Annotated in this window: 14 protein-coding genes; 4 read left to right on the plus strand and 10 right to left on the minus strand. The window is 52.9% G+C overall.

Annotation, left to right across the window (positions count from 1 at the left end; all coding sequences use genetic code 11):
- The first annotated feature begins 7 nt into the window (after window positions 1-7).
- Window positions 8-1,426, plus strand: a complete 1,419-nt coding sequence (locus J1778_RS20975; protein ID WP_217174807.1) for a glutamate synthase small subunit — start codon at window positions 8-10, stop codon at window positions 1,424-1,426.
- A 78-nt stretch (window positions 1,427-1,504) separates the two neighbouring features.
- Here J1778_RS20975 and J1778_RS20980 read toward each other — a convergent pair whose 3' ends face one another.
- The 8 genes from J1778_RS20980 to zapE all read right to left on the minus strand — a co-directional run bounded on the left by J1778_RS20980 (window position 1,505) and on the right by zapE (window position 8,881).
- Entirely contained in the window at window positions 1,505-2,998 is a 1,494-nt protein-coding gene (locus J1778_RS20980) for an MFS transporter (RefSeq protein WP_217174808.1), read from the minus strand.
- Window positions 2,999-3,087: 89 nt separating this feature from the next.
- The gene (gene nanA / locus J1778_RS20985) at window positions 3,088-3,987 is read right to left on the minus strand and encodes an N-acetylneuraminate lyase (protein WP_217174809.1); all 900 of its coding nucleotides are present in this window, start codon (window positions 3,985-3,987) and stop codon (window positions 3,088-3,090) included.
- A 165-nt stretch (window positions 3,988-4,152) separates the two neighbouring features.
- Window positions 4,153-4,950 (minus strand): transcriptional regulator NanR, encoded by a 798-nt coding sequence (locus tag J1778_RS20990; RefSeq protein ID WP_217174810.1) that lies wholly within the window; start codon window positions 4,948-4,950, stop codon window positions 4,153-4,155.
- A 164-nt stretch (window positions 4,951-5,114) separates the two neighbouring features.
- Window positions 5,115-5,609 carry a ClpXP protease specificity-enhancing factor gene (gene sspB / locus J1778_RS20995; RefSeq protein ID WP_217174811.1) on the minus strand — a complete coding sequence of 165 codons (495 nt, stop codon included), beginning with the start codon at window positions 5,607-5,609 and terminating at the stop codon, window positions 5,115-5,117.
- A 3-nt stretch (window positions 5,610-5,612) separates the two neighbouring features.
- On the minus strand, window positions 5,613-6,254 hold the full coding sequence (sspA, locus tag J1778_RS21000) for a stringent starvation protein SspA (RefSeq protein WP_217174812.1): 642 nt from the start codon (window positions 6,252-6,254) through the stop codon (window positions 5,613-5,615).
- A 333-nt stretch (window positions 6,255-6,587) separates the two neighbouring features.
- Entirely contained in the window at window positions 6,588-6,980 is a 393-nt protein-coding gene (rpsI, locus tag J1778_RS21005; RefSeq protein ID WP_013577238.1) for a 30S ribosomal protein S9, read from the minus strand.
- A gap of 16 nt (window positions 6,981-6,996) precedes the next feature.
- Entirely contained in the window at window positions 6,997-7,425 is a 429-nt protein-coding gene (gene rplM, locus J1778_RS21010) for a 50S ribosomal protein L13 (RefSeq protein WP_013577239.1), read from the minus strand.
- Between the two features lie 319 nt (window positions 7,426-7,744).
- Window positions 7,745-8,881 carry a cell division protein ZapE gene (gene zapE / locus J1778_RS21015; RefSeq protein WP_217174813.1) on the minus strand — a complete coding sequence of 379 codons (1,137 nt, stop codon included), beginning with the start codon at window positions 8,879-8,881 and terminating at the stop codon, window positions 7,745-7,747.
- Window positions 8,882-9,166: 285 nt separating this feature from the next.
- Here zapE and zapG point away from each other — a divergent pair, with 285 nt between their 5' ends.
- The 3 genes from zapG to degS all read left to right on the plus strand — a co-directional run bounded on the left by zapG (window position 9,167) and on the right by degS (window position 12,244).
- Window positions 9,167-9,568, plus strand: a complete 402-nt coding sequence (gene zapG, locus J1778_RS21020) for a Z-ring associated protein ZapG (protein ID WP_217174814.1) — start codon at window positions 9,167-9,169, stop codon at window positions 9,566-9,568.
- Between the two features lie 153 nt (window positions 9,569-9,721).
- The gene (gene degQ / locus J1778_RS21025; RefSeq protein ID WP_217174933.1) at window positions 9,722-11,089 is read left to right on the plus strand and encodes a serine endoprotease DegQ; all 1,368 of its coding nucleotides are present in this window, start codon (window positions 9,722-9,724) and stop codon (window positions 11,087-11,089) included.
- 87 nt (window positions 11,090-11,176) lie between these two features.
- Window positions 11,177-12,244 carry an outer membrane-stress sensor serine endopeptidase DegS gene (gene degS, locus J1778_RS21030; protein ID WP_217174815.1) on the plus strand — a complete coding sequence of 356 codons (1,068 nt, stop codon included), beginning with the start codon at window positions 11,177-11,179 and terminating at the stop codon, window positions 12,242-12,244.
- Between the two features lie 71 nt (window positions 12,245-12,315).
- Here degS and murA read toward each other — a convergent pair whose 3' ends face one another.
- The gene (murA, locus tag J1778_RS21035) at window positions 12,316-13,575 is read right to left on the minus strand and encodes a UDP-N-acetylglucosamine 1-carboxyvinyltransferase (RefSeq protein ID WP_217174816.1); all 1,260 of its coding nucleotides are present in this window, start codon (window positions 13,573-13,575) and stop codon (window positions 12,316-12,318) included.
- A gap of 67 nt (window positions 13,576-13,642) precedes the next feature.
- Entirely contained in the window at window positions 13,643-13,897 is a 255-nt protein-coding gene (gene ibaG / locus J1778_RS21040; RefSeq protein ID WP_013577246.1) for a BolA family iron metabolism protein IbaG, read from the minus strand.
- Window positions 13,898-13,999 lie beyond the last annotated feature (102 nt).

The following is a 13,999-nucleotide window of genomic DNA, read 5'->3' on the forward strand; positions in this document are numbered from 1 at the left end:
GGTTAAGATGAGTCAAAACGTTTATCAATTTGTCGACTTACAGCGTGTTGATCCGCCGAAAAAAGCGCTGAAGATCCGTAAAATTGAGTTTGTGGAAATTTACGAGCCGTTCTCAGCAACTCAGGCTGCATCGCAGGCAGACCGCTGTCTGTCCTGCGGTAACCCTTACTGCGAATGGAAATGCCCGGTTCACAACTACATTCCGAACTGGCTGAAGCTGGCGAATGAAGGTCGCATCATGGAAGCCGCCGACCTCGCTCACCAGACCAACAGCCTGCCGGAAGTCTGCGGACGTGTTTGCCCGCAGGACAGACTGTGCGAAGGTTCCTGCACCCTGAATGACGAGTTTGGTGCGGTGACCATCGGTAATATCGAACGCTACATTAACGATAAAGCCATCGAAATGGGCTGGCGTCCGGATATGTCTCACGTGCAGCCAACCGGCAAACGTGTGGCGATTATCGGCGCAGGTCCGGCAGGTCTGGCTTGTGCGGACGTGCTGACCCGTAATGGCGTGAAAGCGGTGGTTTACGATCGCCATCCGGAAATCGGCGGCTTACTGACTTTCGGTATTCCGGCCTTCAAGCTGGAAAAATCAGTGATGACCAAGCGTCGCGAAATCTTCACTGAGATGGGTATCGAATTCCAGCTCAATACCGAAGTCGGCAAAGACATCACCATTGATGCGCTGCTGGCGGAATACGATTCTGTGTTCCTCGGCGTCGGCACTTATCAGTCCATGCGCGGTGGTCTGGCGAACGAAGATGCGCCGGGCGTTTACGATGCCCTGCCGTTCCTCATCGCTAACACCAAGCAACTGATGGGTTACGATGACAGCCAGGAAGAACCTTACGTGACGATGGATAAGAAACGCGTCGTGGTGCTGGGCGGTGGTGATACCGCAATGGACTGCGTACGTACGTCAATTCGTCAGGGCGCAACCCATGTGACTTGTGCGTACCGTCGTGATGAAGAGAACATGCCGGGCTCACGTCGTGAAGTGAAGAATGCGCGCGAAGAAGGTGTGGAGTTCAAATTCAACCTGCAACCGCTGAGCATCGAACTGAACGATTCAGGCCGTGTATGTGGCGTGCGGATGGCGCGTACCGAACTGGGCGCACCGGATGCACATGGTCGTCGCCGTGCAGAAATCGTGGCCGGTTCCGAACATGTGATGGAAGCTGATGCCGTGGTGATGGCGTTTGGTTTCCGCCCTCACAAAATGGAATGGCTGGCAGCCCATGACGTCGAGCTGGACTCCCAGGGACGCATCCTTGCTCCTGAAGGCAGCGACAACGCCTTCCAGACCAGCAACCCGAAAATCTTCGCCGGTGGCGATGCGGTTCGCGGTTCTGATCTGGTGGTAACGGCCATCGCCGAAGGTCGTAAAGCGGCCGAAGGGATTATGAACTTCCTCGAAGTCTGATCCGGCCGGTCATGAAAACGGGGCTGCCAGCGATGGCGGCCCCGTTGTTTTTAGGCAGAACGAAAATCCCTGCAAAATTCAGTTTCTGATCAATCCGTTTTTCGGATTTTCTGGCTTCGCTTTATTCATTGCACCGCTGAAAGGTTTGCCATCAATTGTATCGTGCGTACGCAAGGCGTCAGGATGGATCCAGCGCTGAACACGCGAGGGCATATCCAGCCCGATCAACAGGATCACCACAAACGTCAGTCCGAAGGACAAAGAGGCCAGCGCGGTACCGAGATCCAAATGCTGGGCGATCGTTATACCAATGACCGGTGCCAGTGCGCCACCCAGCGCCCCGACGTTGTAGGTAAAGCCAAGTCCTGCCGCACGCTGTTCGGTATCGAAATAGCCACCAATCAGTTTTGGCAGAATGCCTGAGATGCCCTGCCCCAACATTTGTTGCAGGAATAACAGTAATCCCAGCACCCAGATATTCCCGCCACCGATCGCAAATACCGGAATAATCAGCAGCTGCGAGGCCAGCAGGCTGTACACGTACGCTTTACGTGTTCCCAGCCAGTCCCCAAGGAAACCGCCTACGCAGCAACCTACCGCCGCGCCGAATCCGCTGAAGAACAGCACGTGAGCCACCAGCGTGGGTGAATAGGCCAGTTCGGTTTTTAAGTAAGTCGGTAAGAGTGCCTGAATCGGCCAGGAGTATAAAAAGGCAAAGAAGACGACGACCATCAGCGTGACACCGGTTGGCCAGCGTTTGCCACTGCCCTGCACCATAAAGCTGATGAAAATAGCTGCACAAACCAGCCCCAGTATAGCAATTACAGCGGCACTGCCCACGTCACCGGCGAAACAGAAATAGAGCGCGGTGGCCGCGACGAGCGTCATACCAACGTTGATCACCCGATGCTTACCGCGATAGAGAATATCCACCATGGTTTTGACCGGTTTCTTATGGGCAAACTTTGCCTGCCAGTCTTCCGCTTCCGGGATATTTTTCCGCAGCCAGAGAGCGAAAATAATCGGTAAGATGCCGATGAAAAACAGCGCACGCCAGCCCCAGACCGGTACTACCACGCTGTAAACCTGCGCGGCAATCACTGCCCCCACTGAGAAACCGGAAATCAGAAATCCGCTGGCTTTATTCCGTAAATGCTTTGGCCAGCTTTCAATGACATACGTGGCACTTGAGCCGTATTCTCCCGCCATGCCCATACCGATAATCAGGCGCGCAAGGAACATTACCGTAAAGCCGGGCGCAAAACCGCAGGCCAGCGTTCCGACAGAAAACAGCACGATACTGGTGATCATCGCCAGCTTTCTGCCGTAACGGTCGCCCATTGCGCCAAGCAGTAATCCGCCAAACCAGCGGGAAATAAACGCCGCAGAAATCAGACTCGCCGCCTGAACACCGGTCAGGTCGAACTCGCTTTTAATTTCTGTCAGCACTAATGCGATCAGGACAAAATCAAAACCATCCAAAAGGTAGCCAATCCAGGCGGCCGAAAATGCTTTCCATTGCGGTTTAGTCAAATGGTGAAACCATGAGATCTTCCGGGAATTGTTACGCATAAGTCACCCCCCGGGCGGATTAGCACTAACCCGCCCTTTGGTCAGGACTGATAAAGGATTGCTGATGCCGGACAGACCGGCATCGGGGATCAGAACGCGCTACGTTCCGCCTGAAGCTGCACGGCCAGCGCCTTCAGGGCTGGCAGATATTGTTCATCTACCGGTGCGAAAGGTTTGCGGCACAGCGGTACAGTCACGATATCCATGTAATGCAGAATCGTTTTCAGTCCGCGGAACACACCCGTTGTGATCAGCAGGTCGATGACCTTATTGCATTCACTTTGCACATGCATAGCGCGCTGTACGTCCCCTTCCTGTACGGCTTTTTTGATCGCCATATAGCGCCAGCCCATCACGTTGTACGTACTGCCAATTCCGCCATCTGCTCCTGCCAGCAAACCGGAGGCAAAGATTTCGTCGTAGCCGTTGTAGAGCACTAAATCAGGATGCGCACGGCGGATTTTTTCCATTTCATACAGATCCCCGGACGTTTGTTTTAGCGCGCCAACGCCGGGCAGTGTGATCAGAGTGCCGATCTGCTCCAGCGTCAGTTTCACGCCACTGAGTGCCGGAATGTTGTATACCACCATCGGCAGGCCTTCGGCGGAATCCGTCACCGCGCGGTAATGATCGCAATGTTCATTGAAGCTGAAAGGATAGTAGAAAGGCGTCACTGCCGAGACGGCATCAAATCCGTAACGGTGCGCAGCGGCGGCCAGCATCTGACTTTCATGGGTGCTGATGGCGCCAACATGGGCGATTAACGTCACCTTCCCTTTCGCTTCTTCCGCCACGATTTCCAGTACCTGCTCGCGCTCCTGCGGGCTTTGCAGAAAAGCCTCGCCGGTGGAGCCGCCAACATACAGGCCATCGATCCCCTGTTCGATATTGAAACGTACCAGACGGCGCAGGCTGTCGGTATCCACTTGCTGTTGCTGATTAAAAGGGGTGAGCAATGCCGGCATTACGCCCCGCAGATTCTGTTTCATATACGCCTCTTAATTGATGGGTTTTCAGGCAAATCGATATACCTTTATACCTGTTATACCAGACCAAAAAACAAACACAATACAACTGAAGCCTCAGATGTGATCTCGTGCATATGAAATAGTTATGGCTGATCAGAGGCGATCAAAAAAATTGCGGGGAAGATCTCAGTCCAGATCGGATGACTTCTTCGATCCATGCCCGGGCTTTGCCGCGTAATATGCCGCGAACACGCTTTTCAGATGAGCTTTCAGCGCAGCATCGGCCGCATCAGGATCCCGCGAACGGATAGCATTGAAAATTTCGATGTGCTGCTGATAACTGACGTTGTTATGCGCATGCAGTTCTTCCTGAGGAACGGAAGGACGCGCCGCGATCAGCCAGTCCAGCAAGGCAACATGTACGACCGTGAAGATGGGATTGGCAGGGATTTCTGCCAGCTCACGATGAAATTCGATATCGGATCGGATAAACAAGTCATTGTCATCAAGTGACTGGCTGTTCATTTCCAGCGCTTTACCCAGGCGTGCGATCTGTTCGTCGGTTGCGAATTCTGCGGCGTAGCGTACCAGACTGGACTCGAAAAACATCCGCAACTGTTCGAAATGGGCAATCCCTTCCGGGCGCGCCAGAAAGTCTGTCGCCACACCAGACAGTTCACTGATAATGGTTTCAGCCGAAGGACGGGAAACGCGGGCGCGCTCGCCGTTACTGATCTGCACCAGCCCTTTGCGTTTGAGCGCCGCCAGCGCTTCACGCACCGAAGGACGACCGACGTTGAAAAAAGTCATCAGCTCACGTTCGGATGGCAGTTGCACACCTTCGGCGAATTCGCGCCTGCGGATCATCTGCTCCAGCTCTTCTTCCACCATCTCCGACAGCTTCTTGCGCGTGAGCGGACGGCGGCGCATTGCATGCCCGAAGGTATCACTGGTATCTGCCGGTTGTTCGTCGAATGTGCTCATAGCGTTGGGATCAGACCCTGTTTAATGGAAGGTGTGCGAATGATTTTTTGAATGATAACACAGCAAATCTGCACAGGCGAAAGGAGAGGCCCATGAATTCAGGGCAATAAAAAACCCCGCGAATATCGCAGGGTTTAAGCGTAAAACCGGGCTGAGTCGGGTTGTTATTTCACAACGCGCAATGCCGGGCGACCACCGCGTGGCGGAGTCGGCGGTTCATCATCCGGGTCTTCTTCAGCCACATCCGGCAAATCGCCATCAATGACTGACATGGTCGGCTCTGCAGGCTCATCCGCGCTCAGGTCGCCGTCAAAGGCACCTTCGGCTTCATAAGCAGGTTCAGGTTCGAACATGGTACCGGCACCGTTTTCACGGGCGTAAATCGCCAGAACAGCAGCGATCGGTACAAACACGTTACGCGGTACGCCGCCAAAACGTGCGTTAAAGCGTACATCATCGTTACCCAGTTCGAGATTGCCAACAGCACGCGGCGCAACGTTCAGAACGATTTGTCCGTCACGCGCAAACTCCATCGGCACCATCACGCCAGGCATCGTCACGTCAACCACCAGATGCGGGGTTAACTGATTATCGAGCAACCAGTCATAAAAAGCCCGCAGCAGATAGGGGCGACGCGGAGACATGTCGGTCATCTCCATACCTTAACCCCGGGTATGCAAACGCATTTCGCGCTCTGCTTCGGTCAGGGAAGCCAGGAAAGCATCACGTTCGAAGACGCGGGTCATGTAGCCTTTCAGCTCTTTAGAACCGGCACCAGACAACTCAATGCCCAGCTCTGGCAAACGCCAAAGCAGCGGAGCCAGGTAGCAATCGACCAGGCTGAACTCTTCGCTTTTGAAGTAAGGCATGTACGAGAAGATTGGCGCAATCGCCAGCAACTCTTCACGCAGTTGCTTACGCGCAGCGTCCGCTTCAATCGCAGAACCTTGCTCGATTTGACGCATCAGTGAATACCAGTCATTTTCGATGCGGTGCATCATCAGACGGCTCTCACCACGGGCAACCGGATAAACCGGCATCAGCGGCGGATGCGGGAAACGCTCATCAAGATATTCCATGATGATGCGCGATTCGAACAGGGTCAGCTCACGATCAACCAGCGTTGGTACAGTGCGGTAAGGGTTGAGGTCAATAAGATCCTGCGGCAGGTGATCCATCTCAACCTGCTCGATCTCGACACTGACACCTTTTTCCGCCAGTACGATACGTACTTGATGGCTAAAAATGTCGGTCGGGCCGGAAAACAGCGTCATTACCGAACGTTTGTTGGCAGCGACAGCCATGAAAACCTCCAAGTTTATCTAGAATATTACAGCGAGTTATCGCCAGCCTGCAGTTTTTGTCCCGTAGTTTCATAGACAACCATCGGCAAGGCGAACCCAGCCAGGAAGCGCGGCAACGTCAACTGCTCGGCGAATAGGCACAAAAGTGTGTGATAGTTTACCAGATTTTACGCGGGCTGTGGTGGACGGTGAGACGATTTCGTGGGGAATTGTGTGTCAGGAGATCATTTCCCCTGCAATTGCTAAAAAAAGGGCATAAAAAAACCCGGTGAAGCACCGGGTTTTTGACGCTGATTTTCGTGCCGAAGCACTGAGCTGCAAAGCAGCAGAAAATTAACGTTTGGAGAACTGAGGACGACGACGTGCTTTACGCAGACCGACTTTCTTACGTTCAACCTGACGAGCATCACGAGTAACGAAGCCAGCTTTACGCAGTTCGCCACGAAGATTTTCGTCATATTCCATCAGTGCACGGGTAATACCGTGACGGATAGCACCAGCTTGACCGGAGATACCACCACCTTTAACGGTGATGTACAGGTCGAATTTCTCAACCATGTCGACCAGTTCCAGTGGTTGACGAACTACCATGCGGGCAGTTTCACGACCAAAGTACTGTTCCAGGCTACGCTGGTTAATTACGATGTTACCACTACCCGGTTTGATGAAAACACGAGCGGCGGAGCTTTTGCGGCGACCAGTGCCGTAGTATTGATTTTCAGCCATTGCCTATAATCCCGAATTAAATGTCAAGAACTTGCGGTTGTTGCGCCGCATGAGTGTGCTCGTTACCCGCGTAAACTTTCATTTTACGGTACATTGCACGACCCAACGGGCCCTTTGGCAACATGCCTTTAACCGCGAGCTCGATCACGCGTTCAGGACGGCGAGCGATCATCTCTTCAAAGGTCGCTTGCTTGATACCACCAATGTGGCCGGTGTGATGGTAATAAATCTTGTCGTTACGCTTGTTGCCGGTTACAGCAACTTTTTCTGCGTTCAGAACGATGATGTAATCACCAGTATCAACGTGCGGAGTGTATTCCGCTTTATGTTTGCCACGCAGACGGCGAGCCAGTTCAGTGGCCAGGCGACCTAAGGTCTTGCCGGTAGCGTCAACTACGAACCAGTCACGTTGTACGGTTTCCGGTTTAGCTGTAAAAGTTTTCATTAAAAGCTTACCCAATTAAAGTTACACGTTGGCGAACACCCGAACGCTTACTTGTTTATAAAATAAGTATTTGAGGTTCACACGACCATCGTCCAGCAAACCTACCCCTTCGAATAGCCAATGCTGGCACTTATAAAGTTTCGGGAAAAAAACTTTGTAGTAACGTGGGGTCGCAAGATTATAGAGAAGTCTCCTGCAAAGATCGAACCCTTTTTCGACGAAAAGGAAGATTTCCTTCAGGACAACAGAAGGGTTCGTCATGCAGGATGGACTGCGTGTTCTTATACCACAAATCGAGCAAAAAATAATCAGTCAATAATCACGGCAGGTGCGGTCGCTTGAGATATTCCTCACTTTGCATTTCCTGCAGACGCGACAGGCAGCGCTGATACTCGAATTTCAGCCGCTCGCCCTGATAAATCTCAAACATCGGCGCCGCGGCAGAAACCACCAGTTTGACGTGGCGCTCATAAAACTCATCCACCAGAGCCAGAAAGCGCCGCGCTGCGTTTTCATTGTCCGCCTTCATCACCGGCACATTGTGCAGCAGTACGCTGTGATAGATTTTCGACAGCGCAATGTAGTCGAGCTGGCTGCGCGCCTCTTCACATAATGTATGGAATTCTATCGCCAGCACGCCATCGACGGCAGCAATCGCCCGCATCGGGCGGTGATTCACTTCCAGCGTGACAGCCTCAGTACCGGCCTCACCACTGTGATTGCCGGTCAGTTTTCCCAGCATATTTTGCATCGCTGCCGTCGTGTCGTCGCCAGCGGGAGTCAGCCATAAATTAGCCTGAGTCAGGGTACGCAGGCGGTAATCAATCCCGGCGTCCACATTCAGAACATCGCAATATTCTTTAATCAGATCGATAGCCGGCAGGAATCGCGCACGTTGCAGGCCGTTCCGGTACAGAGAATCCGGCGGAATGTTGGACGTCGCGATTAAGGTGATACCCCGGGCGAACAGTGCCTGCAGCAACGTGGCCAGCAGCATGGCGTCGGTGATATCCGAGACAAAAAACTCATCGAAACACAGTATGTCGGTTTCCGCTTTGAAACGGTCGGCGATCACTTCCAGCGGATCTTCCTGCCCCTGCAGCTGCGTCAGTTCTTCGTGAACGCGCAACATAAAGCGGTGAAAGTGGAGACGAAGTTTGCGCTCTCCCGGCAGACTGTGGAAAAACAAATCCATCAGCCAGGTTTTGCCGCGCCCGACGCCGCCCCACATGTATAAGCCCTGAACCGGGCGTTGTGTGGTTTTTGGCGCGCTTTTGCCAAAAAATCGCCCCAGCAAACCACCGCGGCTGGTCGCAGATTCCGCTGCCGGGCGGGAAGATAATGCCTGATAGATAGCGTCGAGCTGGGCAACAGCCTGTTTCTGAACCGCGTCCGGCTGGAACTCGCCAGCATCAACGGCGTTCTGATAAACGAAAAGTGGTGATTTGGGTTGCATCTTAGTTAACGTCCCTGAGAAAAAAATTTTAAGTTTTTCACGTCGTTTAGCCGCTTTTTTGCCGTAGGTTCGCCGCTTTTCCCGGCTGTCTGTGTGCTAAAAAACCATCAGACGGCAGTGATTTTCCCGGCAGGATTCCACTCTGACAAGGTTAACGGTTATAGTGGAGCTATTGCATGACGAATGCGTGTGACAATTACGTTAAAACCATTGTGTAAAAAAGTTAAGTCATAAAAGTTACGTGAAAAAGCCCTGCGGGACAACGAAGTCAAAATAGGAGTCATTATGACCTGGGAGTATGCAGTCATTGGATTAGTGGTCGGTATCGCGATTGGTGCGGTAGCGATGCGCTTTGGTAATCGTAAATTACGTGATCAACAAGTCATGAAAAACGAGCTGGAGAAAAGCAAAGCCGAACTCGACGAATACCGTCAGGAGCTGGTGGGCCATTTTGCCCGCAGCGCTGAATTGCTCGATAACATGGCGACAGATTATCGTCAGCTTTATCAGCATATGGCGAAAAGCTCCAACAATCTGCTGCCTGATATGCCAGAACAGGATAATCCGTTCAACTATCGCCTGACCGGTTCCGAAGCCGATAACGATCAGGTGCCGGTACAGATGCCGCGTGATTATTCTGATGGCGCATCGGGTTTGCTGCGTGGCGAGCGTCCGGTTCGTAAATAACAGACGTGCCTGCCAGCACGACAATCGTTGTGCAGGCGTATTTACGGCACATGTTCCGTGCATGTGCCGTTCTCAAGCCCCTTCCCGTGCAGTGAATCACCGTTCTATTGTCCATAACTGACGTCCCTTACAGAAAGCGAGAGAGTTATCGTGATGAAGAAAAAGTCATTTTTGCTCAGTGTGTTAGCTGTTAGCCTTGGATTAACTTTCGCTTCTGCGCCTATGGCGAATGCTGCTTTACCGACACAAGTTCAGGGACAACCTTTACCAAGCCTGGCGCCGATGCTGGAGAAAGTGCTGCCGGCGGTCGTGGGCGTTCAGGTTTCAGGCACTCAACCGCCGAGTGCGGATGTGCCACCGGAATACAAATTCTTCTTTGGTCAGCAAGACCCGGAGCCAAATGCGGGGCCGCAGCCTTTTGAAGGCCTGGGCTCGGGCGTGATCATTGATGCCGCTAAAGGCTACGTACTCACCAACAATCACGTGGTGAATAACGCTGACAAGATCAGCGTCCAGCTCAATGATGGCCGCGAATATAAAGCCAAGCTTATCGGTAAAGACGATCAGTCTGACATCGCTGTCATCCAGCTGATCGATGCGAAAAATCTCACACAAATCACCATGGCCGATTCAGATAATCTGCGCGTGGGCGATTTTGCTGTCGCCGTCGGCAACCCGTTTGGCCTCGGTCAGACCGTGACGTCCGGCATTGTTTCCGCTCTCGGTCGCAGCGGCCTGAATCTGGAAGGGCTGGAAAACTTTATTCAGACTGATGCCTCAATTAACCGAGGCAACTCCGGTGGCGCCCTGCTGGATCTGAAAGGTGAACTGATTGGCATCAATACCGCCATTATTTCTTCCCAGGGTGGCAGCGTCGGTATCGGCTTTGCCATCCCGGTGAACATGGCGAAAAACCTCAGCCATCAGCTGATTGAATTCGGCGAAGTGAAACGTGGCCTGCTGGGGATCCGCGGCAGTGAAATGACGCCGGAACTGGCACAGGCATTTAAACTAGACAGCCAGCGTGGCGCGTTCGTCAATGAAGTGCTGCCTGATTCGGCGGCGGCAAAAGCCGGGATTAAATCCGGCGACGTGCTGGTCACCCTTCAGGGCAAAAAACTGAGCAGCTTTGCTGAGTTGCGCGCGAAAGTCGGTACCGCCGGTCCGGGCGTCACCATGCAGATAGGTTTGTTGCGCGAAGGCAAACCGATGACCGTCAATGTCACGCTGGATAAAAGCCCGGCCGTGGAAGTCAGCATTGAGAAACTCAATCCTGCATTGCAGGGTGTGACACTCAGTGATCCGGCGGATAAAAACGCGAAAGGCGTGCATGTTGATGACGTGAAGAAAGACACACCGGCGGATCAGATAGGTCTGGAAAAAGACGATGTGATTATCGGCGTAAACCGTGAACCACTCGAAAATCTGGCTGCCTTCCGCAAAATACTGGAAAGCAAACCGGACCTGATTGCGCTGAGCATTGTGCGTAAAGGGCAAAATATCTACTTATTCATGCCGTAAAGCGTTGAAAATCGGACGCAGGTGCTGCTGCGTCCGATTAACTCATGCTATTCTTCCCTCACTTTTCATCTCGCATCCCATACACCCATGTTTGTTAAGCTATTGAGATCCGCTGTTATCGGCCTGATTGTTGCTGGCATTCTGCTGGCAGCGGTACCTATGTTGCGTAAAAACATCACAGACCCGCTGTTCGAACGCAATTTCGCCCAAACCAGCGAAGAACCTGTCAGCTATAACTCGGGCGTTCGTCATGCCGCGCCTGCCGTCGTGAACGTCTATAACCGCAACATGGGCAACAGTTCGCAAAATGAACTGGCCATTCGTACGCTGGGTTCCGGCGTTATCATGAATGACAATGGCTATATCCTGACCAACAAACATGTCATTAATAATGCCGACCAGATCATCGTGGCGTTGCAGGATGGCCGCGTATTTGAAGCCTTACTGGTGGGTTCTGACAGCCTGACTGACCTGGCCGTGCTGAAAATTAACGCCGGTAATCTGCCGGTGATCCCGATTAATTCACACCGGACTCCGCATGTCGGTGATGTCGTGATGGCGATTGGTAACCCGTATAACCTCGGGCAAACCGTCACACAAGGCATTATCAGTGCCACCGGTCGCATTGGCCTGAGCCCGTCCGGTCGCCAGAACTTCCTGCAAACAGATGCTTCAATCAACCAGGGGAACTCCGGCGGTGCGCTGGTGAACTCACTGGGTGAGCTGATGGGGATTAACACGCTGTCATTTGACCAGAGTAATGACGGCGCGACGCCGGAAGGCATTGGCTTTGCAATCCCGACAGCGCTGGCTACCAAAGTGATGGGCAAGCTTATTCGTGATGGTCGCGTTATTCGCGGTTATATCGGCATCAGCGGTCGCGAGGTTTCTCCTCTGCACGGGCCGAACAGCGGGCTGGATCGCATTCAGGGGATTGTGGTTAATGAAGTCACCCCGAACGGTCCGGCGGCAAATGCAGGAATGCAGGTTCGGGATGTGATTGTTAACGTGAATAATAAACCGGCTGTGTCCGCTATCGAGACGATGGATCAAGTGGCGGAAGTCCGCCCTGGCACGGTGATCCCGGTTGAAATCATCCGCGATGGCCAGGAGATGACCCTGCAGGTCACTGTGCAGGAATATCCTGATCACTGACAAAGGTTGAATACAGAAAAAAGCCGGAAAGGTCTCCCCTTCCGGCTTTTTTATTGCGTCAGGCTCAGAAATTACTCGCCTTTAAAACGCTCGATTTGTGCACCCAGCTGACGCAGTTTATCTTCGATACGCTCATAACCACGATCGATGTGATAAATACGGTCAACCACGGTCACGCCTTCTGCGATACAACCGGCCAGAACCAGACTGGCTGAAGCACGCAAATCAGTCGCCATCACCTGAGCGCCAGACAGTTTTTCAACGCCATGACAAATCAGAGTGCTGCCTTCAATTTCAGCGTGAGCGCCCATACGGATCAGCTCAGGAATATGCATGAAACGGTTTTCGAAGATGGTTTCGGTGATAACACCGGTGCCTTCAGCGACCAGATTCAGCAGGCTGAACTGGGCCTGCATATCAGTCGGGAAGCCCGGATGCGGCGCAGTACGGAACGTCACCGCTTTAGCACGTTTGCCATGCATGTCGAGACTGATCCAGTCTTCGCCCACTTCAATTTCCGCACCGGCTTCGCGCAGCTTAGCGAGAACGGCATCCAGCGTATCAGGACGAGCTTCGCGGCAGACAATTTTGCCACCGGAAATCGCCGCCGCCACCAGGAAAGTCCCGGTTTCGATACGGTCCGGAACCACGCGATACACACCACCACCCAGACGTGCGACGCCTTCGATGGTGATTCGGTCGGTGCCCGCGCCGGTAATTTTCGCGCCCAGCGTATTCAGGAAATTGGCGGTATCGACAATTTCCGGCTCACGCGCGGCGTTCTCAATAATCGTGGTGCCTTCAGCCAGGGTTGCGGCACTCATGATAGTGACTGTCGCGCCAACGCTGACTTTATCCATCACGATGTGCGCGCCTTTCAGACGACCGTCTACCGACGCCTTCACGTAGCCTTCTTCAAGCACGATCGTCGCGCCCAGCTGTTCCAGACCAGTGATGTGCAGGTCAACAGGACGTGCGCCGATAGCACAACCGCCCGGCAGGGAAACTTCACCGCGGCCAAAACGCGCCACCAGCGGACCCAGCGCCCAGATGGAAGCACGCATGGTTTTCACCAGATCGTATGGTGCACAAAACTCGTTTACCGCACTGGCATCCACAAATACCGAACCGTTACGTTCGATTTTGGTGCCCAGCTGGCTCAGCAGTTTGATGGTGGTATCGATATCTTTCAGGTGAGGAACGTTCTGGAGTTCAACAGGTTCTTCAGCAAGCAGTGCGGCAAACAAAATAGGAAGTGCTGCATTTTTTGCACCAGAGATAGTGACTTCGCCGCTTAGACGAGTCCCACCCTGTACACGAAATTTATCCATTATGACTGCTCTCTATTCATTTAAACGACAGGTCAGATATGAGGAAGCTGCCGGAACTCCGGCAGTCTTATAAACCGCTCAGTTTACGGTCACGCGCCCATTCTTCAGGGGTATAAGCCTTGATAGACAGTGCGTGGATTCGGTTGTCGGCGATGTATTCCATCAGCGGGGCGTAAACGGTTTGCTGTTTTTTCACGCGGCTCATGCCATCAAACATCGCACCAACGACAATGGCCTGAAAATGACTGCCATCGCCAGTAATGTGGGCTTCGTCCAGTGCCAATGCGTTCATCAGCACGTCTTTAATTTCACTCGTTTCCATAGGGGATCTATTCTTCTAAAGAATCATAACAGCCCGATATCTTATAGGGATCGGCGCAATTCTTAAACCACGAAAAAGCCCCTGAGCAAGAGTTTCGCACAG

This window comes from Rahnella bonaserana, from assembly GCF_019049675.1.
GTDB lineage: Bacteria > Pseudomonadota > Gammaproteobacteria > Enterobacterales > Enterobacteriaceae > Rahnella > Rahnella bonaserana.

Coding starts and splice junctions, on each gene's coding strand:
- J1778_RS20975 (WP_217174807.1), top strand. CDS start 8: ATGAGTCAAAACGTTTATCAATTTGTCGACTTACAGCGTGTTGATCCG.
- J1778_RS20980 (WP_217174808.1), bottom strand. CDS start 2,998: ATGCGTAACAATTCCCGGAAGATCTCATGGTTTCACCATTTGACTAAA.
- nanA (WP_217174809.1), bottom strand. CDS start 3,987: ATGAAACAGAATCTGCGGGGCGTAATGCCGGCATTGCTCACCCCTTTT.
- J1778_RS20990 (WP_217174810.1), bottom strand. CDS start 4,950: ATGAGCACATTCGACGAACAACCGGCAGATACCAGTGATACCTTCGGG.
- sspB (WP_217174811.1), bottom strand. CDS start 5,609: ATGGAGATGACCGACATGTCTCCGCGTCGCCCCTATCTGCTGCGGGCT.
- sspA (WP_217174812.1), bottom strand. CDS start 6,254: ATGGCTGTCGCTGCCAACAAACGTTCGGTAATGACGCTGTTTTCCGGC.
- rpsI (WP_013577238.1), bottom strand. CDS start 6,980: ATGGCTGAAAATCAATACTACGGCACTGGTCGCCGCAAAAGCTCCGCC.
- rplM (WP_013577239.1), bottom strand. CDS start 7,425: ATGAAAACTTTTACAGCTAAACCGGAAACCGTACAACGTGACTGGTTC.
- zapE (WP_217174813.1), bottom strand. CDS start 8,881: ATGCAACCCAAATCACCACTTTTCGTTTATCAGAACGCCGTTGATGCT.
- zapG (WP_217174814.1), top strand. CDS start 9,167: ATGACCTGGGAGTATGCAGTCATTGGATTAGTGGTCGGTATCGCGATT.
- degQ (WP_217174933.1), top strand. CDS start 9,722: ATGAAGAAAAAGTCATTTTTGCTCAGTGTGTTAGCTGTTAGCCTTGGA.
- degS (WP_217174815.1), top strand. CDS start 11,177: ATGTTTGTTAAGCTATTGAGATCCGCTGTTATCGGCCTGATTGTTGCT.
- murA (WP_217174816.1), bottom strand. CDS start 13,575: ATGGATAAATTTCGTGTACAGGGTGGGACTCGTCTAAGCGGCGAAGTC.
- ibaG (WP_013577246.1), bottom strand. CDS start 13,897: ATGGAAACGAGTGAAATTAAAGACGTGCTGATGAACGCATTGGCACTG.